Genomic DNA, 21,893 nt, shown 5'->3' on the forward strand with positions numbered 1-21,893 from the left:
CAACGGTATCACACCGTACTACACGCATGTGTTTGAGCCGCTCGTTGACACCACAGCGGAGATGGAAACCGCACCGCTGCTTGCCACAGACTGGGAGGCTGTTGACGAGACGACGTGGGAGTTTTCATTACGCGAAGGTATCACATTTCACAACGGAGACTTGCTGACAGCAGACGCAGTTGTCCACTCCTTCAACCAGATTTTTGAGCAGTGGGCGTGGGTCCCGGGCTGGATCGGTGTCAGGTCTGACGGCATCACGGCAGTAGATGACACCACTGTACGGTTCGAGACAACGGAGCCCTTCCCCGCGTTTCCTGGGACAATATCACACCAGTACTTTGGCATTCAGCACCCTGATGAAAGCGAGACGCCGACTGGGACAGGCCCGTATCAGGTTGATGAGGTCAAGCCGGGACAGTGGATAAGGCTTACGCCGTTTGCTGGCTATCGGGACGACACGGCTAACCCCACAGAGCTCACTTTCGAGTGGATCAAAGACCCCAATACGCGCGTGCTGTCCCTTGAAAAAGGTTCAGTTGATGTCGCACAGCAAATCCCGAAAAGTCGGGCTACGGCGCTTGCCGACGCGCCGGAGACAGCGGTCGACACGTATCTCACACCTGAAGCTGGTCTCGTTGCGGTGAATCTATATCGGTCCCCGACCGATGACGAGCAACTGCGAAAGGCACTCAACTGGGCTGTCGACCAGAGCCAGATCGTCGACAGCGTCCTCAACGGCATCGGTAAGCCAGCACGTGGGCCGATTTCGTCTACTATTCCATGGTCAGTTCACGATGACCTCCCGACCTACGGGCCAGACAGGGATCGGGCACGGGAACTCGTTGCGGCGTCCGGATACGACAACGAGACGCTCTCGATTCTGATCAACAGCGAAAATACCGACGATAGAACGATCGCACAGACGCTCTCCGGGTGGCTCGAAGAGATAGGCGTCACAAGCGAGATTCGGCAGGTCGACCCAGCATCTTTCAATGACACGTTCACCGCCGGGGAAGCGAACCTGACGCTCGTCGGTTTCGGATCGAACAGCGCTGCCTGTGACTATCTTATTCGAGCAATGTTCCACTCAGAGGGCAGTGACAACCGGAAACGCTACCAGCAAGATGGCACCGGCATCTACAACCCCGGACCGGAAATCGACCGTCTCATCGAGCAGGGATACCGGGCAGAAACGTTGGAAGCAAAACGAGACTACTACGGTGAAGTCCAGCGACACGTGGTCGATACCGGAGCGGTCATTCCACTGTACTACAACGAGTCCGTCTTCGGCCGGCAGGCGGATGTCGCCGGTATCGACGGCCATCCAGTAGACAACATGATCGAGTGGTCCGGGCTCACGCGAGAACAATGAACAGGAATAGCATGAGCGTGGGTTTCCTGCGTTCCAGCTCAGGTATGGATTGGAGTCGCCATCTGGGGCCAATATGCTCACCGCCACCAGCCAGTGGTTCAGACGGACCGAGCCAGATGGTATCGACGAGAAATCGAATGATATGGATACAGTGTGAGATATAGTATGTATAAATTCACGCGACGACAGGCATTGTTTGCAACCGCGGCCGGCATTTCCGGTCTCGGTGGGTATTGGCTACGAGGCAACGAGAGCAACGACGAGGACACGTTCAGAGTTGGCTCACCCTGGACACCGGATTCGATAGACCCGGTGACAAACGGCTGGCTCTGGCGACGCATCAATGTGCTTGAGCCACTGCTTACCGTCGATTACGACGCGACTGTGTCACCGGGCCTGGCCACTGACTGGCACATGGTCAACGACAGGACGTGGGAGTTCACACTCCGTGAGGGGGTCACGTTCCACGACGGTACAGACGTGACCGCAGAAACTGTTCTCCCATCACTCACGCGAGCATTCGACTCAAGTTCGATGGCTGCAGTCCCGGTCGACGCAGTTGAAGCCACTGCTGACCGGACGATTACGATTCAAACTGCAGTTCCGTTCTCGCCACTGCCAGCACACTGCACCCGTGGGATTACCTGCCCTGTTTCACCGGCCGCAATCGACGACGATGGATCGGTCAATGAGCCGATTGGTACTGGACCGTTTCAATTTGAAAACTGGGAGGCAGGCTCGACAATCACGGCGACCGCCAACCCGGACTACTACGGTTCGGGCGCGCACATTGACACACTCATCTATGAAGGGATCACTGACGACCAGACTCGGCGGCTGAAACTCGAAAACAGGGAACTGGACATGGCACGTATTCTGCCGAACAAGGCAGCGGATACGCTTGCATCCGATCCCGATCTCACTGCCCACACGTACAAGATCCCCCGAGCCCGATACCTCGTGTTCGACCTCGACTCGGCACCGTTTTCGGACAGAAAAGTTCGCAGAGCGGTGATGCATGCTATCGACCGGGACCACATCGTTGAGTCGCTGTTGAATGGGCTGGGGTCGAAAGCAGTTGGTCCGTTCCCCGCAGACGTAACGGAGTGGGCTGCGGAGCTCGAACCGTACGAACACTCGCTTGAAAAGGCACGGAGCCTTCTCGCTGAGGCAGGATGGGAAGCAGATGGGGACAGCCGTATCCGTGATGGCGAGGAACTGTCTGTCTCAATCTGGACGTACAACACCCGTCCATTATTGCCGATAATTGCCGAGGTGATACAGACACAGCTTCAGGCGGTTGGCTTCGATGTCGATATTTCGGTCATGGAGTCCTCGACAATCAAAGAGCAAGCGAAAAACGGGGAGTTCGACACCGTTCTATGGTCGAGTTCAGTGCTATGGTATCCCGACCCGGATCGACTGTCCGACTTCGTTCACTCGGAGACGGCGACGATGTTCAGTGGCTACGAGAACGAAACGGTCGATCAGCACCTCGAAGCAGCCAGACGGACAGCTGACCGTGACGAACGGTTCGAGCGATACGCAGCGGTCCAGCGGCGTATTCAACGCGACCTCCCGCTCGGCTGGCTCACCTACTACGCAAACGTCATCGGGACACGTGCCGACGTTGAGGGATATCAGCCCCATCCTATCGAATCCTGTTACCATCTGGAGGATGTCACATAGTAGCGATGAACGGGCAGGAACTATGCAAGCGACTGCTGACGATGGCAATCGTTCTGCTTGGTGTGTCGCTTCTCACGTACGGACTGATCTTCATCACGCCGGGAGATCCGGCACGAACGATTCTGACCCAGCAGATGGGTGGACAGATCCCATCTCAGGAAGCGGTGGAGCAGTTCCGAGCTGAAAATGGCCTTGACGATCCATTCCTGGTCCAGTACGCCCGCTGGATGGGGGACGTACTGCAGGGCGACCTCGGCCAATCGTACTATAGCGACCGGTCTGTCTCCGAGATGATTATCCAGCGGTTGCCGAATACAATCGCACTCGCTGTTGCATCGATGTTCGTCGCGCTTGTGATAGCTATCCCGGCCGGAATCGCCAGCGCGAGGAATCCGGGAAGTCAGGCAGACTACGCCGCACAGATCGGCTCGCTAATTGGGGTCTCGATGCCGAACTTCTGGCTTGGCTATCTGCTTATTATCGTCTGTTCGCTCCGACTCAACCTCTTTCCGGTTGCCGGCGCGGCTGGACTGGAACATCTGATTCTCCCCTCACTGACGCTCGGCTCTGGAATGGCTGCGGTTATCGCACGACTGGTCCGAACAGCGATGCTCGATGTTCTGGACGATGCGTACATTCAGGCCGCCAGATCGAAAGGGTTGCGAGAACGGATTATCGTCTACAAACACGCGCTCCGGAACGCGCTTGTGCCCGTCGTGACGATTATTGGGTTGCAGTTGAGTTACGTTCTTAACGGCGCAGTTGTTATCGAGGTAGTATTTCAACGTCCGGGCCTGGGGACGTTGCTTGTTGATGCAATCTTTGCTCGTGACTACCCGGTTGTGCAGGGCGTGACACTGCTAATTGGTGCCATCTTTGTCGTGATGAACTTTGCCGTTGACCTGACGTACAGCCGACTTGACCCACGAATCGATATCGGAGGTGACCTAACATGAGCGACCGCGCAGCCAACAGAAGAAACCGACAGGCAGACAAGCAACAGGGGTGGACTGACGAACTCACAGCTGACCGTCTCGGACAACTTGGGATCGGAGTTGTGCTCACATTACTCGTCCTTGCGGCACTCGGACCAGTTGTTTCGCCCTACGATCCAGCCGAACAGGATCTTTCGAACAGGCTTGAGTCACCGTCGCTGTCCCATCCGTTCGGGACCGATCAGCTCGGTAGAGACGTACTGACCAGACTTCTTCACGGTGCGCGGTTCTCGCTCGGTATCGCCGTCGCCGTAACCACTGTGCGCCTTCTTGTGGGAACGGTAGTTGGTCTTGTCGCCGGCTACGCCGGTGGCTGGCTTGATGAGGCACTGATGCGACTTGTCGACACGCTGCTCGCGTTCCCCGGAATCGTCCTCGCACTTGTTATTGCCGGGATTCTGGGGCCAAGTCTGGTGAACGTGATGCTTGCACTGGCGGTCGTTGGCTGGGCATCGTACGCACGGTTAGTTCGGAGTAGCGTCCTCTCGCTTCGAGAGCGCGAGTTCGTAAGCGCCGCCCGATTGATCGGGCGATCACGAACGCATATCGCAACTCGACACTTACTACCGAACGTCGTTGCACCAGTTGTCGTTCTGGCAACGCTCGACATCGGCAGCGTCATTCTTGGCACTGCGGGACTCTCATTCCTTGGGCTGGGCGCACAGCCACCCACACCTGAATGGGGGACGATGCTTGCATCCGGACGCAGCTACCTCAGACAGGCATGGTGGCTCGTCAACGCCCCGGGCCTCTGTATCATGCTCACCGTGCTCGGATTCAATCTTCTTGGAGACAGTCTCCGAGATGCGCTTTCACCCACGCAGACTGCTCAGATGGAGGAACTATAACAATGCACGAATCACTGCTTCGCGTCGAGAACCTGCATATTTGTTTCGACACCGATCGAGGGACCGTTGACGCGGTCAACGGGGTATCGTTCACTGTTGACCGCGGCGAGATTGTCGGCATACTGGGCGAAAGTGGGAGCGGCAAGTCCGCTACTGCCCAATCAATTTGCCGACTTGAGTCCCCCGGAAATATTGTTGGCGGTTCGATTACCTTTGCTGGGAGAGAGCTGACAACTGCTGCTGAAGCGACACTGTGTCGACTACGTGGAAACAGCATCTCGATGGTTTTTCAGGACCCGACGGAAACGTTGAATCCGGTGTTTTCGGTCGGTGAACAGATCGCTGAATCGGTTCGAATACACGAATCGGGTGGGAAACAGCGTCTGCTAGATTTCCTCGGTGTGTCACCGTTCCGGGATCAGTCAGCGTGGGAGGACGCACACAAGCGCGCTATCGAATTGATGGAGCAGGTTGGCATCCCGAACCCTGCTGCAAGCGTGTCGTCGTTCCCTCACGAGCTTTCAGGCGGGCTCCGACAGCGGGCCGTTCTCGCAACTGCACTCGCAAGTGAGCCCGCGTTATTAATTGCTGACGAGCCGACAACAGCGCTTGACACGACCACACAGGCAGATATCCTTAGGCGATTGCGCTCGCTCCGTGACGAGCAAAACACCAGCATTCTTCTGATCTCCCATGATCTCGGCGTGATTGCACAGACCTGTGACCGCGTCGTGGTACTGTATGACGGACAGGTAATGGAGGCTGGCCCGGTTGAGCGGATACTGACCGCACCGAAACACCCGTACACGAGAGCACTGCTTTCATGTTCTGTCCGCAACGCCGACGCTGACGAGTGCGGGCACTCTGCCCCGGTGCGTCCACAGGACCACACCGGCAGTCACGAGGGCTGTCCATTCGCCGACCACTGTCAGCACGTGACCGACGCGTGTCGTTCGGGCCCGATTCAAACAACGGAGGTCGCGTCGGATCACCGACTGGCCTGTGTGGAAGCGCCGGTCACTGAAGCCCAGTCAGTGTCCGAACAGCAAGAGAGACCAGCAGCTGACGGAGGGCAACAGCATGACACAGCGTAACCAAGCTCCGGACGGTGCGCAGTCTGGTGCTACCGTGGTCGAAGTACAAAACGTCTCGAAAGCGTTCTCACCGAAGCGATCAGTGCTTAACCGGTTGCGTGGCAGTGATCCATCGGCGAAAGCGGTCTGTGATGTGTCTCTGGCGGTCCAACGTGGTGAAACGCTGGGGCTTGTTGGTGAGAGTGGCTGCGGGAAGTCAACGCTCGCGAAACTCATCACCGGACAGCTCACCCCGGACAGTGGCAAAGTTCGTCTCGATGGAACGAGCGTCGGTGGCCTCTCAGAGCGGTCCACCGCACAACGGCGGCGAGTCGGCGTCGTGTTTCAACACGCTCGGGGGAGCTTTGATCCCCAGTGGCCTGTTGGCCGGTCAATTGCTGAAGCCACTGGCGGTGCAACCACGGCGTCGATACATGGAACCGGGCCTGACGCCGTTGCTGAGCTCTTGGGTAGCGTCGACCTCGCTCCAGAAATCGCTGATCGGTATCCGAGGGAACTCTCTGGCGGACAGATACAGCGCGTCGCTCTCGCCCGGACTATCGCGCACGACCCTGACGTAATCGTCCTCGATGAACCGGTTTCCGGACTTGATATGGCAACACAGGCGAGAGTGTTGTCACTTCTTGTGGACGTACAACAGCAGTTTGGTGTCGGCTACCTGTTTATTTCCCATGACCTCGATGTCGTCAGGTTCCTCGCCGACAGGGTCGCGGTAATGTATGCTGGTGAGATCGTCGAAGTCGGGCAAGCAAACAAACTGTTCCAGTCCCCTAACCGTCCATATACTGAAGCGTTAATTCGTGCGATTCCAAGTGATGACCCACGAGATCCACCACCAGCGCCGCTTGACGGTGCTCCCCCAGACCCAGCAGGTAGACCGGAAGGATGTCCGTTCCATCCACGTTGTCCGGCCGGGACACAATCGTGTCAGGAGCACCATCCGTCACTCGAAACGGTTCGAGAGACACACGTCCGGTGCCTTCATGCTCCGGATGCAACAGGCGAAACTAGCATAAGTAAGACCCATACTGGAGATGGACTCTTAGATGAGTGAATTCTGAACCCATAAAAATGCTCTACTCAAGCTCAACGTTTCGTGGGTGCTTTCATAGATCATCGCTGACTTCGATCTCGTCACAGAAGATGTCTTCAGTAAGATGATCAACGAGCTCACTAATCAGATAAAGTAACAGCGTCTCGATCGACTGAGGAAGCGGCGCAAGATACCGGGGGTGGGACTCAGTTGTATCCACACCCATCTGGAGAGGGTGTCTGCGTGGTTTCCAAGTTGCAGGCCTCTGTAAGGAGCGCCACCAGATCTGCTTCTGTCACTGGCTGTGCGGTCGTTCCCAACGAGTCGCTCCGTCATGGATGCGCTCACTATCGATATTTTTGATGGACCTCGTCAGTATCTTTCATCGACCGGGCTCCCGAGCTCGTCTCTGATGCGGGCCACGTAGTCGACGAACTCGTGGGCTGTTCGGTCGTGCGGCCGCTCTATGTCGATAGGGATGGTCACCTGTACGGTTCCCGGGTCGGCGTCCATCACGACGACCCGGTCGGCCAGCGTCACCGCCTCGTCGATGTCGTGCGTGACGAACACGACCGTCTGTTCGGTCTGAGCCCAGATAGCCAGTAGTTCGGCGTGCAAGCGGTCGCGGGTCCGTGCGTCCACGCTTCCGAACGGCTCGTCCATCAGGAGAATCTCCGGGTCTGGGGCAAGTGCGCGAGCGATGCCGACGCGCTGTTTCATGCCGCCGGACAGCTCCTCCGGGTACGCATCCTCGAACTCCTCGAGTCCGACGAGGTCGACCAGCTCCCGAACTCGCGCCTCGCAGTCCACGCACTCACACGAGGGGCGGTCGAGGCCGAACCGGACGTTCCCGTGGACGGTTCGCCACGGGAACAGGGCGTATTCTTGGAAGACCATACCTCGGTCGAGACCCGGAGCGGTGACCGGTTCTTCGCCGACAAGGACCGACCCACTGTCCGGGTCGTCGAGTCCCGCAATCGCTCGCAACAGTGTGGTCTTTCCACAGCCTGACGGTCCGACGACACAGCAGAACTCGCCTTCCGTCACCGAGAACGAGACGTCATCGAGCGCTTGCGTCGACTCGTACGCCTTGCTGACGTTCCGAACAGTGATTTTCTCGCTGGGCACCTTCTCGGGCTCTGTGGATGATTGCTCACTCATCGCCACGCAAGCACCCTCCGTTCGACGAGGCGAAATCCGACATCCATACAGAGGAACGCGAGGCTGATCACGAACATATACGCGACACTGGTGGCCATCACGAGGTTGTTCGAGGCGTTGATGATCTCGTAGCCGACGCCTGGTGCGCCGAACAGCTCGGCACCCACAACGATCATCCAGCACCGGCCGATGCTCGTTCGGAATCCTGTCAACACTTGTGGAGCGGCGCTGGGGAGCACGACGAGTTTCAGCATTGAGAACTCGCGTTCCACACCGAGCGTCGACGCGGCGTCGGTCAGGTCGCTCGAAACCCCCTCCACACCACCGTAGGCGCCGTAGAAGTTGATCCAGAACGCGCCGACGAAGACGATGAACGCCGCGCCGGTGTGGTGGATACCGAACCAGACGATGGCAAAGACAACCCACGCGAGCGGCGGAATCGGCCGCAGTACCCGGACGAGCGGCCGAAACCAGTCGTCAAGTGCCCCGTTCCAGCCCATCGCAAGGCCGAGACTGATGCCACAGAGCGCGCCGAGAAGGAGCCCCGGCACGTAGTGGAACAGCGTCTGTACGAGGTGTGCGAGCCCAGTCGGTAGTACGAGACTCGACTCCAGAACGGGAACTACAATGGCCGTCGAGGTCGCAAACAGGTCGATAAACGCGTGTACTGATTCGAGGGGGCTCGGCACCAGATACGACGGTTGGGTCGACATTGCGCCAACCCACCAGATGAGCAGGAACACGAGGAGGCCGCCCAGGCCGCGGAGATACCGCCGTAGGTCCACCTCGAAGCTGCTGGCGACCACCGCGTTGGAACTGGTGTCGGTACGTGTACTCATTCTTGGATGGCGTCGTAAGGGTCGAATGCAAACAGATTTTCAGTCGCGACCGGGTCCTCAATGTTGCCAACGTTGGCGACGAACTCGCCCATCGTCGCGGCCTGTTCGGTGATCGTGTGCGGGCTCGAAATGAACTCGGATGCCTTCGAGTCTACGGCGGCCGTCGCGAGGTCCTCGTCCTCGCTTATGCTGGAGCCGATTACAGATGCGGCGTGGGCTGCGGCTGTATCCGGCGAAGATTCGGTGAAATCGGTCGCAGCTACGTGCTGTTCGACCAGTGATTGTGCGACCTCACTGTCGTCAAGCACCTGCTGGTTCGCGAACAGCACCGTAACCGGGTGGTTCTCTAGGATGTTCCCGGACCAAGCGAGTTCGGCGAAGCCGTCCTCTCGGTCGATGATGGTTGCGAACGGTTCCTGGATGATCGTGGCGTCGATGTCACCCGACTGGATTGTCTGGACCGCCTTCGCCGGCGGGACCTTCGACTTGTTGATGACGGAGTCCATCTTACCGACTGCGAGATCCTCCTGAAACCAGTACCGGAGGACGATATCGGGAACGCTTCCGTCCGGTGGTGCACCGAACTGGACCTTACGACCATACTCTTCCTCGAAGTGCTCGAACGTGGCTGCACCCTCCTGTTCGTAGCGGTCGGCGAGTTCGGTCGTCCCCATGATCTTGAAGCCGTTTCTCGAATTCGCCGCGAGAACGCCTGCGTCCGTGCCCTTGTCGACGAGGACTATCGCCGGGGTGATGCCGAAGAGCGCGACATCGACATCGCCGCTCGCGAAGGCCTTGACGACGCTCGGCCCCGAGCTGAATCGCTCGATAGTGACGTCCGCGGCGACGTTCTCGTAGTAGCCCTCCTGTTCCATCACATAGTGTTGCATGTTCGGGTAGATCGGGACGTAGGCGAGGGTCAGGGAGTTGAGTGAGCCACTCCTTCGCCCGAGACAGCCGGTGAGTCCCGTTGTAGTAACTGCAGTTATGCCTGCGCCTTGGAGCAACCGTCGCCGCGTGAGTTGGACCATCAGTGTTATTAAATCTATGCTTGAATATAATAATATCTGTGGTTTCGATCAAAGAGATTATTAATTTCTTGGGTTGGCTCTGAACGATCGCTCGTCACAGCTGTCGCTGGCGAGACGAAGCTGGATTCCGCGATCCCTTGCTCATCGGTGAGTGTCGCCGTGCCCCCATTTTGTGCTGGCGTATCTCCAGTTGCGGACGCCGCCTCTTCGGCCCCAGACTAGCAACCAGCTATCCCCAGCGTCCCAATAGCACCGACGCTCGTTCGCAGGATGCGACGCCTCGTCACCGATGTCGCCTCGCTGTCATTCATAAATTTTAGGCTGACCTAAATATGATAAGTGTTGTGCTTCAGGCACGCCGGAGTCACGACAACCGGCGGAGGATGCTGTGGTTCTGCACAGCAGCGCAGACTAATTTCAGTTGGAGACACATTCCAATAGGCTTTTATTGTTTTAGGTATGCCTAAAAATATGCGACGACGAACCTATCTCGCAAGTGGAACAGTAATCGCAAGTGGTCTGCTGGCAGGCTGTCGTAGTGGGAGCAGTGAGAGTGAGTCAACGCCTGAAGCGGCCGACTCTTACACTGTCTCGATGGAACCGATGGGGCCCGTAACCTTCGATGGGCCTCCCGAAGATTGGGTGGCACTGCTCCCGAGCTACGCCGACATGGGAATGGCCCTTGACGCAGGCCAGACGCTCGGCATACAGTTGCCATACCGGTATGCCACCGAGTTTTACGAAGAACTTCCCGGTGTCGAGTACGACCCCGATGCGGTGACGACACTCAATCAGGACGGTGTCGACAAGGAGCGGTTCTACCAGATGGATGCCGACGTCCACTTCATGGAACCAAACCAGCTACGCAACTGGTACGACTGGGACGAGCGAGACATTCAGGAAGTCAAAGAGAACATCGGTCCCTTCTTTGGGAACTTCATCCGGCGGCGTAGCGACGACTGGCACGACTACCCGTACTACTCACTGTACGAGGCCTTTGAGAAGATTGCACAGGTCTTCGACCGCGAGCAGCGCTACCAGCAGTTCGCGTCGTTCCACGAGGAGTTCCTGACCAACCTCCAGGAGCGACTGCCCGAAACGACTCCAGAGGCGGCACTGCTCTACCCCGCAGACGAGACACCGGAGACGTTCTACCCCTACCAGCTCTACGACGGTGGTGTCGGAAAGAAACACTGGCGTGATCTACGGCTCCGGGACGCTTTCGAGGGGACCGACGTCGGACACTATTCGGGCAACACGAGTCTCAAAGTGGATTTCGAGACGCTGCTGGATATTGACCCGGATGTCCTGCTGGTCCGCGGGCAGGTCGAAAAGGATCAGGCGACGTTCGAGGAGACTATCGTTGAGTCGCTACGGAACAACCCTGTGGCCAGCGAACTGACCGCCGTCCAGAACGACGCGGTCTACCGCGGCGGATACCTCGATCAGGGACCGATCATCAACCTCTTCCAGACCGAAGTCGCGGCCCAGCGGATCTACTCCGACGTGTTCTCCGATGAGACGCTGTTCGACCGGCAAAGGGTCGCGGATATCATCAACGGCGATGGCTAACTAATTGAAAGGGCTGTCCGATATGGAACCGACTATCGACGGCTTCGTCCATGTCCGGTACTACTGAGATGCGAGCGTACGGGTAACGGTTTAGCTGGGCCAGCGTCTCGACCTCGTAACCCCGACGCCGACTCCGGTGTTTCCGGACACCGGAAGGCCGAACACTGCTGTTTCCAGCACCCTTCGATGAGTGACGTTCGATTACCGATTACTTCGGGGGTCGAGACCTCGACGTCTCCCAGCATCTCACGCTGGTCCGCGGTATTCTTGACTCCGTTCGGGATAACTGCCAGAACACCGACATCTATGTTGAGCTGATCTGCGAAGTTCGTCGCCACGTCAGCCGGTCCTTCGACGGACGTCTGGCCTTTCCAAGACAGTTCGACTGGGAGGACGTGATTGCGAGTGGGGTATATCGAATTGGAGAGATGGTCCGACTCTGTCGCAGAGTGGTCACAGAGCAAGTCGTCATAGTCATCGCCAACGCTCCCCCAGGGGGGCGAAATCTGCATAGGGCGTCTGACTACAGCGTGTCAACAGTAGATTTAGATAATGCCCGGAGAAACCAGGATTTGATGCCTATCTCGCTGGTAACGTGGCTCCGTCTGTTCGGTGGTGTCGCCCTCCTCCTGGGAAACAGCTTTTTTGTCACGACCGAGTTCGCGATGACCCGCGTCAGGCAGTTCGAGGAGGCAGAGTTTCTCGGCAATGGCCGTGGACTCGAACGCGCCTGGAACATGACCAAGCGATTGGAGATATTCCTCACAGGCTGTCAGGTGGGGATTACCATCTGTAGTGTCGGCCTAGGTGTGGTCGCTGAACCGGCCGTCACAGCAGTTCTGGGACCACTACTGGGTGCAGTTGGTGTCACCGGCGGCGGACACACGACACTGTCTGTCCTCCTCGCGTTGGTCGTTGTCAATCTCATGCACGTTATCGTCGGTGAACAGGCACCGACGTATCTGGGAATCGAGCGTGCCAAGTTCGTCGCTGGATACGGATCGGGACCGCTGTACGTCTGGACAAAGCTCATGTATCCAGTGATCATCGCAGCGGACTGGGTAGCCAAAGCGTTGCTGGGCCTCTTCGGCGTCGAAATCTCCCGTTCGTGGACCGAATCGGAGACCGAGGGCGATCTCGCAACGACTCGGGCTGAACTGCGTAGCGAGATGGGTGAGTCGCTCAGCCGACTCGACATCTCCGAAGAGCGACGGAGTGAAGTTATCAACGCCCTCGATATCGGCGCGACGCCGGTCAGTGAGATCATGGTTGAGCGCAGTGACATCGTCGCGCTCTCGACGACCGATGGTTTCGAGACGAACATGGACCGGATCGACGGAATGCCATACGTCCGCTTTCCGTTGATCGAAGACTCACTGGGCTCGTTCGTGGGTGTTGTCTACGCGCCGACGGTGCTACACAACTACGAAACGCTGGATTCGGGGACGACCACACTCGAAGAACTGGCAACCTCGCCGCTAACCGTCGCTGCTGAGACGACTATCAGTGACTTCATCGACCGGTGTCAGGCCGAAAGTCAGGAACTCGCTCTCGTGGTTGCAGACGACGATGTCGTTGGTCTCCTCACCGCGACAGACGCCTTCGAGGCAATCACCGGTGAACTCGAAGACCCAATGGATCGCGCGGCCGAGTGATTATCAGTACAGGGCCAGCGTCAATGTGTACCGAGGATCGATGACCCCTTCAAGTACCCGACTCTAGATTATAGCGTAGCTATCAGAACCACTCGCGGGCCTTCAGGCGAGCCGTCAACTGGACGCTCTTACGGAGTCCGCGGCGGACGACGCCGCCCGAATTCGGTACGCCCTCTCCATCTTCGTACTCCAACCCTCGGACGATCGTAACCGGAATCTGTTCGTCCGCCTGTCCGAAGAGCAATGCTGATCCGGCGGTGAGTTCGTCCGCGACGAGGTCGACACCGCCGACCTTCGGCTCTCCGTACAGGTCTGTCCGTCCGAAGTTGTTATCGGTCGCTTCGATCCCTGAGCACCCGATCGCCAGATCCATCGAACCCGGCCCGGCGATTTCCGAGTCGGCTAGGACGACAGCCACATCTGCGCCTGTGCGGGCCGCAATTCCCTCGCGCAGGCGACGCGCACTCTCATCAGGATCTTCAGGCAATAACGTCATAATCCCGTCTGGACTGTTTGACCAATCGACGCCTGCGTTCGTACAGAGTCGACCGTTCCGCTCGGTCAGGAGCATCGCTGGTACCTCGTCGAGCGCTTCCTGCGCCGCGTCGGGGTCAACAGCGTGATCTAGTAGCAGGTCTTCGCCGACCTCTGCAATCGGGATCGCACCGATAACCTCGCTTTCATCGTAAATTACGGCCACTTCCCGCGGGTCGATTCCGGTGATATCGGCCACCCGACGGTCGCGGTCGGTCACCTCAATCTCGTCGGCTTCGACGAGGCGATTCTCGGCGAACGAGACGACCTTCGCGGTGACGACGACAATGTCACCGTCTGTCAGGGGATACTCTTCAGCTGTCGTGTCGACGATTCGGTCGACGAGGTCGTCGTTTGGCTCGACTCGCCCGATATCAAGTCCGTGGAACGTTAGTTCTGTCATCATCTAGATGTTGGAAACAGCGCACTTCAACGCTGAGACAATTGTACATCGCTGGGAATAGACGAGACTTTCTTCGAAATGTGTCCCGCTTGACTTACCGACTGTATCGGGCGGTTCGACGGGGTCGAGATCACGTCGCATCCACACGGCAGGCGGCTTTATTGGTGCAGGCTGTGTATCAGCATCTGTATGCCCGAAGAAGTCCTATTCAAGTCAGAAAGTGACCAGAGCCGAGAAGAGATCGCATCGTACCTCCGGAAAGTCGCGGATAATCTTGATAGCGGAAGCGATATCAACCTGAAAGCAGGCTCCGAGTCTGTAACGCTGAATCCCCCTGCCCGACCGACCTTCGAGGTCAAAGCCGAACGCGAAGGGCCGGCAGATAATATGACTGAATTAAGTGTCGAATTCGAACTCGAATGGGACGAAAATGATGGCGAGGAGGGCGGCGAAAGTGGGCAGTTAGAAATCGAGTAATCACTCCGAACGCACGCTGAGGGGTTGATTCAGTGGAACCCATCCGAACAGATGAAGCCGCTGTGCTGTCTGGCCCCCCTAACTCTTCTCTCCTGATTCTATCTGAGAGAACTGCGTTTACGATACAATCTCCTGGATGTAGAGGTGGGCGTACGCGCTCGCCCACACGATAGAAAGTAGATCGCCGACGCTTGAGGAGAGCACACGCAAAGCAGGAGTCGCCGAAGCGATGCTCGTCCCCACTTCGGGTAGATAGAAGTTGCTTACGCTCCCGATAGCGATTACCGCGATGAGCACGAATTTCCGTCGGTAGTTCGTCGTAATCTGCCAGCTAATCCGAAGTGATTTGAGAGGGCCATATTGGCCGATAACACAAGCCTCCGGTGCGAACCAAAACTTGAACAACAAGCCGAGAAACGGCGTGGCAAAAACGAGCACACTCACCGCCGCAACGACGGGAAAGCCAACTATATCTGCGGGATTTCCTGGAATAGCGCCAGCAAGGAGGAGTAGTGGAAGAAACAGAAAGAATGGAACTGTCATTACTGAAAAAACGATAAGCAATACTACGCCAATCAACGCCGGTGTCCGAGTAATGCTCCGATGGACTCCTTCGCGTATCGTTACAGAGTTATCAGTCAGTTCCCCGGCGGCAATCGTTCCCACATAGGCTCGAATCAAGATGATAAACACAAACGCCGTCAGACCATCGAGTAGGTTGATTACAGGCATCGGGAACGTGTTGATGATGTCCGTTTCGAGAAGTCGGTTGGCTAAGATAGTCAGGCCCGCGAAGGCAATGATCGACGGATAGGACCGAAACAAGCGAACGGACCAGACCAACGCATCAAGGACGCTCCGATTGGTGGTCGCAGTATCGATGTTTCGGCATTCAAGACAACCACAGCCATCGATATCTTCTCGTGACTTAATCGTCGGTGCCATGTCACATGTAGTTGCGTCGTCACCGGTAGGAGTGCTTCGGACTGGGGGGTCGGTGTGTTCGCTCATTCGGCAGTGATGAACTGTGAGATGGATTCGCCGATAGCAAGTAAAATCGATGGGGGACCGAGCAGCGAAGCGAACGATTTGAACGCTCGTTTGAGACTCGGGCGGTCGTCCTCAGTGCCGAGGAAGAGAAGTGTCGGGTCTTCAGATACGACGTATACACTCATCTCGCGGCCTTTTTCCGAATAGCAGGTGTCAGTCACTTCGATTATGCCAGCCGCTTCGAGATTCTCCAAATGATAGTGAACGTTCTGCAGGCTCTGGCCGAGTTGTTCAGCGATCCGTGCCGGTGTCGCTGGCGTTTCGTTGAGCAGTTGGAAAATCTCGTACGCAGTCTCGGAGGACAACGCTTCGATTACCTCTCGTGTTGTGTCGTCATCGAGACTCAAAATAGCGGGGTTATCACTTCGTTCGACGGCGGCGTCAGTTTGTGTTGGAAGAAGTCGTGCCATGTGTGTGAGTAGCTGCTGTGGATCGAGAGCGTGGGATCTGCTCCAGTTGGTTGCTGTTCGAAACTATCGTTTGTAATTGTTGGTAGGTGTTTATGTTGATTCCGGGACAGCAGTTAATCGCAAGTAATAGGCCGTATAGACCGTATAAAAGTACGCGAAGCCGACTGAAGACAGAGCGATTCCGAGCAGGAGCAATATCGGCATCGGAATCCCGATCTCAATCGGTAATACGTCAGCCGGTCCAGCGTCCGTCAGTGTCAACCGGAGGAGATATTCGGGGATGAAGAAAGCGTTCAACAGGACACTCCACACCAGCGAGAATCCAGCGACGCTTCTGAGATTTGAACGGACGAGTTTCACACTTTTTCGGAACGCATCAGTAACACTCTCGTTCTCGATGACAATCGCAGTGTCGTAAAACTGTACGAACATGATGACAACGAGGATGGACAGCAGCCAGATGAGTATAGATCCGACGCCGGCGATGAAGGCAGCCATCTCGTTAATCGGGGCGAGCGCCATCGAGCCGATACCGAGGATGAACCCGATCAATCCGAGTCCGACAGCGGTCCCGAACACGATAAGTATGAACAACACAGTTGCGAGGAGAAGTGGGAAGTAATGTGTCCGCGCTTCAACGAAAAACTGGGTGAGCGACGCGTCTACTCCTTCGAGCGCGGTCTGTGCGGTTCCGATGAAGCCACCGAGAACGAACGGGAACACAATGAGCCATACGAGAGAGACACCCGCTGACAGTAGTGGTGATTCGATCAGGTTATCCACGTACTGGAGTTGACTTACGGCCCCGATGAGGAGGCCGGCGACGAACAGGATCGGGTTTTCTCGGAGGGCAGCGGATCCATCTTTGAATGCGGAGACTGTCACCATTGCGTTCACGAATTACTGCCATCACGTATTAGGCCGAGCGTAGTATCAAAATCAGATTTGAGCATTTTGAACGGCAGTACAGGCGACGAGCACCGATCTCGCCAACACTCGGTCGGGTAATCATCGGGCCACCTTCTGGTGGCGGGACGGTGGAAACCCAGTAGCTGTCGGGTGGTGCGTTGCATACCGTTTCTCCCACCCCTGGCAACCCACCATTCTACTGGTGAACATAGCGGTGCTACGGGGTATTGTTGTACGTCCAAGTGCGTATGCCACTGGAGACATCGGTACCGTGGTAGATCTGGCTATTATCGTGGGGGATAATGGTATGGTGTTTGGTATCGTGGCTCCACAAAGGCTATTTATGAGGCGTCTGTCACATCCGGGTGGGTTCTGGTCCCCGCTTCGCATTCCCCTGACTGCTGGTCGTCTGACTGGGTTTCCCGGGTCCAGAACCCAGCCGTGCCTCTGACATAGCAAGATGGTGGGCGCTACGCAAGGTGCCCATTGCAGCCCACCATTTCCCTCCAAACGAACGGGCAAGGTTGTCTTGTGTTCGTCCGATTGTGTGGTACCGTTGCCGTTACTGTTGGGCATCTCCGGTCAGGTGTGAGTGCTCACAGAGACCTGCAGGTGCCTCAACATGACGCGAATGAACGTCATCAGAACGTGGCGAAGAATGTCAGTACCCGTTCCCTCGAGACCTCCCCTCGATACGTCGGCGATGCTATTATTAGCGTCGATGTGGTACAGCTGGCACTATCCTATTCATTAAATCATCCATAAATGACTTCATATAGTTAGAGAACGATGGTTATCGATATGCTTCAGTGGCTCCGAGCACGTTTTACACAAGACTCTAACTCGGGTTCGGCAGCGACCATTGCTGTCGATACCTGTGTAGAGTGCGATGCACCAGCGCCACCTGGGGCCAGCCGTTGTGGCGACTGTTTAGATAACTGAGACGCTGTGCTCTGTCGCCCGGTACTGTTCAGTATCGACACCGTCAGTGCTGCATGGATCGTTCACTGGCAAGCAGCTGGGTACGTCATTGGAACAGTCAGGACTGGGCGGATTGAGATACATATTACTTTCAGATAGCTATAGATCAGGGTGTGATAAAATGATTCACACACCTCAGTAGCGCCTGAAAACCGGCGTCTGAGAGGCAGAAATTATTGCTTCTATTCAGAAACAGCAGTAGTAGCTTTCTCGACCGGTCTCAGAAAACCATGCCAACTGTTCTATGACACCCTGATAGATAGCAAGCGCAGCTGACTCTATTCTGTCATTTGTAGGATGATATCAGTCGTCTACGCTAGCTACCATGTGATACTGCGTCCTTTCGAACCCGAGCTTTTCGTAGAAGGCGATGGCTCGGTCGTTGTCTACGGACGATCAATGTGGCCTTCTCACGGAGCCGATGTTCTGTATAAGTAGATGGCACAGAGGGCGAGGATGGCCTCAGCTACCTTCGCTCCGACAGCCAGCGGATTCAGGTTCCCCTGCATATAGAACGCGTCAAAGCTGAAACCCTGGAACGCAAACAGTGCGAGAATGGTGACAATGGCGTACCCCGCAGCGACAAGGTACAGCTCGGGCCGCCAGTATCGGCTACTGTACAGGAGGGCCCCGCCAAGAAATCCAAGCCCATTCAGAATAAACAGCGTCCCTAATGTCTGGCTGAATCCCATGACACGTGGACCGAGCAGTAAGTGGATGCCAGCAGTGGTAAGCGTGGCTACGATTGCGAGGTATCCCACTGGATGCGATGGGAGCGTAAAAAACGAATCTTGCCGTTGTGTCGATTGAGCAACCATACTGCGTAATTGTCACTGAAGTATATTAAATCCATGTGAGGATTCCGACATTACGGGACCAGACAGAACGCATATGATCGGCTGCGTTCGATGGCCGTATCTTCCTCAGCGGTAATACGTCCGTTTTCTCCGGAAACCCCTGGTCCGTCATCAGCAATTTCACCCCGCATCGCTGATTCGGCCTCGATTTATTAACTCTGTCCGTGACACTTGGATGAGACAATCGGAATGATATTCTGTTTCCTGTTGGAACACAATCCTACGGATGGTTTCCCGTCGAATGATTGCGCTCCTTCTCGGATCGGCGCTTGTGATTGGTTATGTCCAGTATGATACCGTCTCTGGACCCTTCCAACCCACACTGACTGTGGAAAACAACGACACGACAGCGTATCAACTGTCAGCGTACACTGTCGAAAGCAGCGAGCAGGCGATGTACATGAATTTCGAGGTCACGACCAGAGATGGCGAACACAGGCTCAAGACGCTCTCGCAACTGGTCTGGCCGGATGGGGATCGAAACGTCACACTCGCTGACGATGGGGTCCCCACACAACAGATCACCGTCGCTCCCGGCGAGACGGTGACGACCACGATTGACGGGTGGACACGTGGGGACGTGACGGTGTACCTCGGCGAGAAGGGCACCGATAACGAGACGCACGTCTACACCAGAGTGCGGACGTGTCCCCGAACTGGTCAGGAACACAGTTTGACCTTCGAGGAAGATGGCGGAATCAGTGGTGGCTCAATTTGTGCCTGATGATGTGCTGGTGGCAATTCACAAGAGAGAGCACGCACGAACGTCGTTACTGGCTCTCGTCTGAGCGTGCGTCTCCCGATTCGATATGGTCGGCTGGGCTCGACGCTGTCTCACGAGAGCCAGTCGAAAAGACGGTTCCGATCGCAACAGCGTGAATCGGTGCCACTACGGCAGTACTCAGAAAGCCGCCGGCGACCGGTACGGTCGCGAGGCCCCAGTAGGCGAGACCAATGACGATGATGAGGCCGGCGATGGTCATGCCCCGCCCTCGTGATCGACGGTAGCTCTGCCTGAGCGCCGTCACAAAGCCACTGCCAGTGACTAGCAACGCAGGGAGCAGGAACAGACGGGTCAGGACGAACAGAGCCACCGCCAATAGCATCAGTCCGGACAGGAAACCAGTGATATCCACCGAGAAACCGCCCAATAGTTGCGGGATGGAGACGACGGCAGCCAGTGCGACAAGATACCTGCTTAACGCGCGGGGACCAGAGTGCGTATCGAGGACTCGTGTAATCGTCACCCAACCGGCGATTCCGACAGCGAGTGGAACGAGGACTTCGAGCCCGACAGCCCAGAGGAGATACCGTGTTTCGAGGTCGACCAACGCACCAACGTGTCGGACCGTTCGTGCAGTACCCTGTGGGAACACTGCATAGTTGACACTGACCGATTGACTGAGTGCGTCGGTTGGTGCCATCGGAACTGAATCGTGCTGGCGAAGCCAGTCGACGAGTGCAACCACCATACCGACGAAAGCGAATGGGACAGCGAGCACGGGGTCGCGACGAATGCGCCCGAGCGCAGACTTGAGCACGCCCAGGGTAGACAGTCGAATCGTCGGGGATGGGTGTCCAAGCGAAGACACCGTCTCACTTCCAGCCTCCTCGTTCCCGGGCATTATGCTTCCTCCAGTGCGAGAACTCGGCCACGATTTGCCAGATACAGCATACCATCTCCGACTATCGGTGGCGAGAGGGGTACTTCCGAAGGATGGTACTCGAACTGCTTCTCACCCGTGGCGACGTCGAACGCCTCCAGTGCCCAGAGTGAGTCCACCGCGTAGACGCAACCGTCAGCGACAACCGGCGTCGTTTTTCCGTCGAACGGAACTGTCCACCGTGTCTCGCCGGTTGCCAGCGAGAGCGCGTGCAGTGACTCCCGCTCATCGGCAACGAATATCGTCCCGTTGGCTACTGCTGGCGTGCTGTCGGTGACATTCCCGTCGAGATTGCGTTCCCACAGGAGCGTACCATCGGATCGGGCACGCAACTGAACTGACTCACGCGTCGGAATGACGATGCCCTCGTCTGTCGCCACTGGCGGCAGAACTGTCATCTCTTCGAGTTCCCGGTGCCACTGTTGCTCACCAGTATCAGCACGATACGCAGTAGCCTGTTGGGGCCATGTGGTGACGAACACGATGCCGTCGTCCACCGCGGGTCTGTTGTACGTCCCACTGATCGCCTCGTCTCTGTGATGGGTCTGTTGCCACAAAATCTCCCCATTGTTCGGGTTCAGGGCTACGACTGAGTTCGTCCTAGGTAGTGCCGTGTATATCGTCCCGTTCGCAGTGACCGGAGTTGTTGACTCGGCCGGCCCGAAGAAACCGGGCGTCGGCGATTGCGGTCCTGTCCATCGCTCGCCGCCGACACTCATATCTGTGAAGGGGAGTGCCCGTCCGCCACTGGCGTTAAGCCCGTAAACCCCAGCTGGCCCGGTTATACCGAGTGTCTTCGTCTGATAGATCGACGCTGGGGCGATCGCTGGAGTTGAGTGATACGGCCCCTGGAAACTGAACCGCCGCTTCCCAGTCTCGGTATCGAGTGCAAGCAGTCCGTTGCCACCGACGTATAGCGTCTTCCCACGGCGGATCGGTTGGGTACTCCCCCGAAACCAGTCCGGGGCTTGGTGTGTCCACGCAACAGCCACATTGTCTTTTGGACCTGATACTGTGGGGTTGTACCCGGTTCCGGGAGGATCGTATCGGCCCATCGGCCAGTCGGAAGGTGATTGACTATCAATACGTTCCTGCGTATCGAGAGATGTGAAGCCAGCTGAACCGATAATTCCTGAGGCGGCTAATCCAAGAAATCGACGTCGTGTGGAGGGCATCTACTTGCTGTTTTATCACAAGCAAAATTATTGCTGTCGGTCTTTTCACCGGACTCAGAAGCGGCTGAGTTTCGATAATAAGCGCTCTCTGGTAAATTAAAATCTGTTCGAATACCAAGCGTCGATGCAAACGGTGACCGAATA

20 protein-coding genes and 1 pseudogene are annotated in these 21,893 nt (G+C 56.8%); 10 read left to right on the top strand and 11 right to left on the bottom strand.

All coding sequences use genetic code 11. The annotated features are described in order from the left end of the window. Nucleotides 1–61 precede the first annotated feature (61 nt). The 6 genes from AV059_RS00270 (at nt 62) to AV059_RS21315 (ending at nt 7,052) form a co-directional block, all read left to right on the top strand. Entirely contained in the window at nt 62–1,372 is a 1,311-nt protein-coding gene (locus AV059_RS00270; protein WP_369815283.1) for an ABC transporter substrate-binding protein, read from the top strand. A 165-nt stretch (nt 1,373–1,537) separates the two neighbouring features. Next, nucleotides 1,538–3,061, top strand: coding sequence for an ABC transporter substrate-binding protein (locus tag AV059_RS00275; RefSeq protein ID WP_058991364.1), 1,524 nt, complete (start codon nt 1,538–1,540; stop codon nt 3,059–3,061). A gap of 5 nt (nt 3,062–3,066) precedes the next feature. Beyond that, nucleotides 3,067–4,017, top strand: coding sequence for a nickel ABC transporter permease (gene nikB, locus AV059_RS00280; RefSeq protein ID WP_058991365.1), 951 nt, complete (start codon nt 3,067–3,069; stop codon nt 4,015–4,017). Then, nucleotides 4,014–4,904, top strand: coding sequence for a nickel transporter permease (gene nikC / locus AV059_RS00285; RefSeq protein WP_058991366.1), 891 nt, complete (start codon nt 4,014–4,016; stop codon nt 4,902–4,904). Before nikB ends, nikC begins: the two co-directional genes overlap by 4 nt. A gap of 2 nt (nt 4,905–4,906) precedes the next feature. Then, nucleotides 4,907–5,998 (top strand): ABC transporter ATP-binding protein, encoded by a 1,092-nt coding sequence (locus tag AV059_RS00290; protein ID WP_058991367.1) that lies wholly within the window; start codon nt 4,907–4,909, stop codon nt 5,996–5,998. Next, on the top strand, nt 5,985–7,052 hold the full coding sequence (locus tag AV059_RS21315; protein WP_079990680.1) for an ABC transporter ATP-binding protein: 1,068 nt from the start codon (nt 5,985–5,987) through the stop codon (nt 7,050–7,052). The genes AV059_RS00290 and AV059_RS21315 overlap by 14 nt, the downstream gene beginning before the upstream one ends. Nucleotides 7,053–7,403: 351 nt before the next feature. Here AV059_RS21315 and AV059_RS00300 read toward each other — a convergent pair whose 3' ends face one another. Genes AV059_RS00300 through AV059_RS00310 form a run of 3 tightly spaced genes read right to left on the bottom strand, consistent with a single transcriptional unit; the run spans nt 7,404 to nt 10,062 of the window. After that, nucleotides 7,404–8,198: an ABC transporter ATP-binding protein gene (locus AV059_RS00300; protein ID WP_058991369.1), complete on the bottom strand. Its 795-nt coding sequence runs from the start codon at nt 8,196–8,198 to the stop codon at nt 7,404–7,406. Continuing rightward, complete coding sequence (locus AV059_RS00305; RefSeq protein ID WP_058991370.1) at nt 8,189–9,031, bottom strand: ABC transporter permease; 843 nt, start codon at nt 9,029–9,031, stop codon at nt 8,189–8,191. Before AV059_RS00305 ends, AV059_RS00300 begins: the two co-directional genes overlap by 10 nt. Further along, nucleotides 9,028–10,062, bottom strand: coding sequence for an ABC transporter substrate-binding protein (locus AV059_RS00310; RefSeq protein ID WP_195156592.1), 1,035 nt, complete (start codon nt 10,060–10,062; stop codon nt 9,028–9,030). Before AV059_RS00310 ends, AV059_RS00305 begins: the two co-directional genes overlap by 4 nt. A gap of 471 nt (nt 10,063–10,533) precedes the next feature. Here AV059_RS00310 and AV059_RS00315 point away from each other — a divergent pair, with 471 nt between their 5' ends. Continuing rightward, nucleotides 10,534–11,634, top strand: a complete 1,101-nt coding sequence (locus AV059_RS00315; RefSeq protein WP_369815280.1) for an ABC transporter substrate-binding protein — start codon at nt 10,534–10,536, stop codon at nt 11,632–11,634. Nucleotides 11,635–11,719: 85 nt separating this feature from the next. Here AV059_RS00315 and AV059_RS23090 read toward each other — a convergent pair. Continuing rightward, nucleotides 11,720–12,125 (bottom strand): annotated as a pseudogene (locus AV059_RS23090) (ParA family protein); the annotation flags it as partial. Between the two features lie 84 nt (nt 12,126–12,209). On the opposite strand from AV059_RS23090, the gene AV059_RS00325 reads away from it, so the two are divergent. Then, entirely contained in the window at nt 12,210–13,289 is a 1,080-nt protein-coding gene (locus tag AV059_RS00325; RefSeq protein ID WP_058991372.1) for a CNNM domain-containing protein, read from the top strand. 82 nt (nt 13,290–13,371) lie between these two features. Here AV059_RS00325 and AV059_RS00330 read toward each other — a convergent pair whose 3' ends face one another. Then, the gene (locus tag AV059_RS00330) at nt 13,372–14,226 is read right to left on the bottom strand and encodes a coenzyme F420-0:L-glutamate ligase (RefSeq protein ID WP_228841663.1); all 855 of its coding nucleotides are present in this window, start codon (nt 14,224–14,226) and stop codon (nt 13,372–13,374) included. 189 nt (nt 14,227–14,415) lie between these two features. On the opposite strand from AV059_RS00330, the gene AV059_RS00335 reads away from it, so the two are divergent. Further along, nucleotides 14,416–14,703: an amphi-Trp domain-containing protein gene (locus AV059_RS00335; RefSeq protein WP_058991374.1), complete on the top strand. Its 288-nt coding sequence runs from the start codon at nt 14,416–14,418 to the stop codon at nt 14,701–14,703. Between the two features lie 117 nt (nt 14,704–14,820). On the opposite strand, the gene AV059_RS00340 is transcribed toward AV059_RS00335, so the two are convergent. From AV059_RS00340 to AV059_RS00355, 4 genes are all read right to left on the bottom strand, one after another. Continuing rightward, entirely contained in the window at nt 14,821–15,648 is an 828-nt protein-coding gene (locus AV059_RS00340) for a hypothetical protein (protein WP_228841664.1), read from the bottom strand. Between the two features lie 62 nt (nt 15,649–15,710). Continuing rightward, complete coding sequence (locus AV059_RS00345; RefSeq protein ID WP_058991375.1) at nt 15,711–16,163, bottom strand: helix-turn-helix domain-containing protein; 453 nt, start codon at nt 16,161–16,163, stop codon at nt 15,711–15,713. 90 nt (nt 16,164–16,253) lie between these two features. Next, nucleotides 16,254–17,051, bottom strand: a complete 798-nt coding sequence (locus AV059_RS00350) for a hypothetical protein (protein WP_058991376.1) — start codon at nt 17,049–17,051, stop codon at nt 16,254–16,256. A 1,412-nt stretch (nt 17,052–18,463) separates the two neighbouring features. Next, on the bottom strand, nt 18,464–18,871 hold the full coding sequence (locus AV059_RS00355) for a hypothetical protein (RefSeq protein WP_058991377.1): 408 nt from the start codon (nt 18,869–18,871) through the stop codon (nt 18,464–18,466). A gap of 265 nt (nt 18,872–19,136) precedes the next feature. On the opposite strand from AV059_RS00355, the gene AV059_RS00360 reads away from it, so the two are divergent. Further along, entirely contained in the window at nt 19,137–19,634 is a 498-nt protein-coding gene (locus AV059_RS00360) for a hypothetical protein (RefSeq protein ID WP_058991378.1), read from the top strand. A gap of 46 nt (nt 19,635–19,680) precedes the next feature. Here the strand turns inward: AV059_RS00360 and AV059_RS00365 are convergent, their stop codons facing one another. After that, on the bottom strand, nt 19,681–20,535 hold the full coding sequence (locus tag AV059_RS00365; RefSeq protein ID WP_228841666.1) for a hypothetical protein: 855 nt from the start codon (nt 20,533–20,535) through the stop codon (nt 19,681–19,683). Then, entirely contained in the window at nt 20,535–21,749 is a 1,215-nt protein-coding gene (locus tag AV059_RS23095; RefSeq protein WP_369815281.1) for a PQQ-binding-like beta-propeller repeat protein, read from the bottom strand. The genes AV059_RS00365 and AV059_RS23095 overlap by 1 nt, the downstream gene beginning before the upstream one ends. Between the last annotated feature and the right edge of the window lie 144 nt (nt 21,750–21,893).

The organism is Haloarcula sp. CBA1127 (assembly GCF_001485575.1).
Classification (GTDB): domain Archaea; phylum Halobacteriota; class Halobacteria; order Halobacteriales; family Haloarculaceae; genus Haloarcula.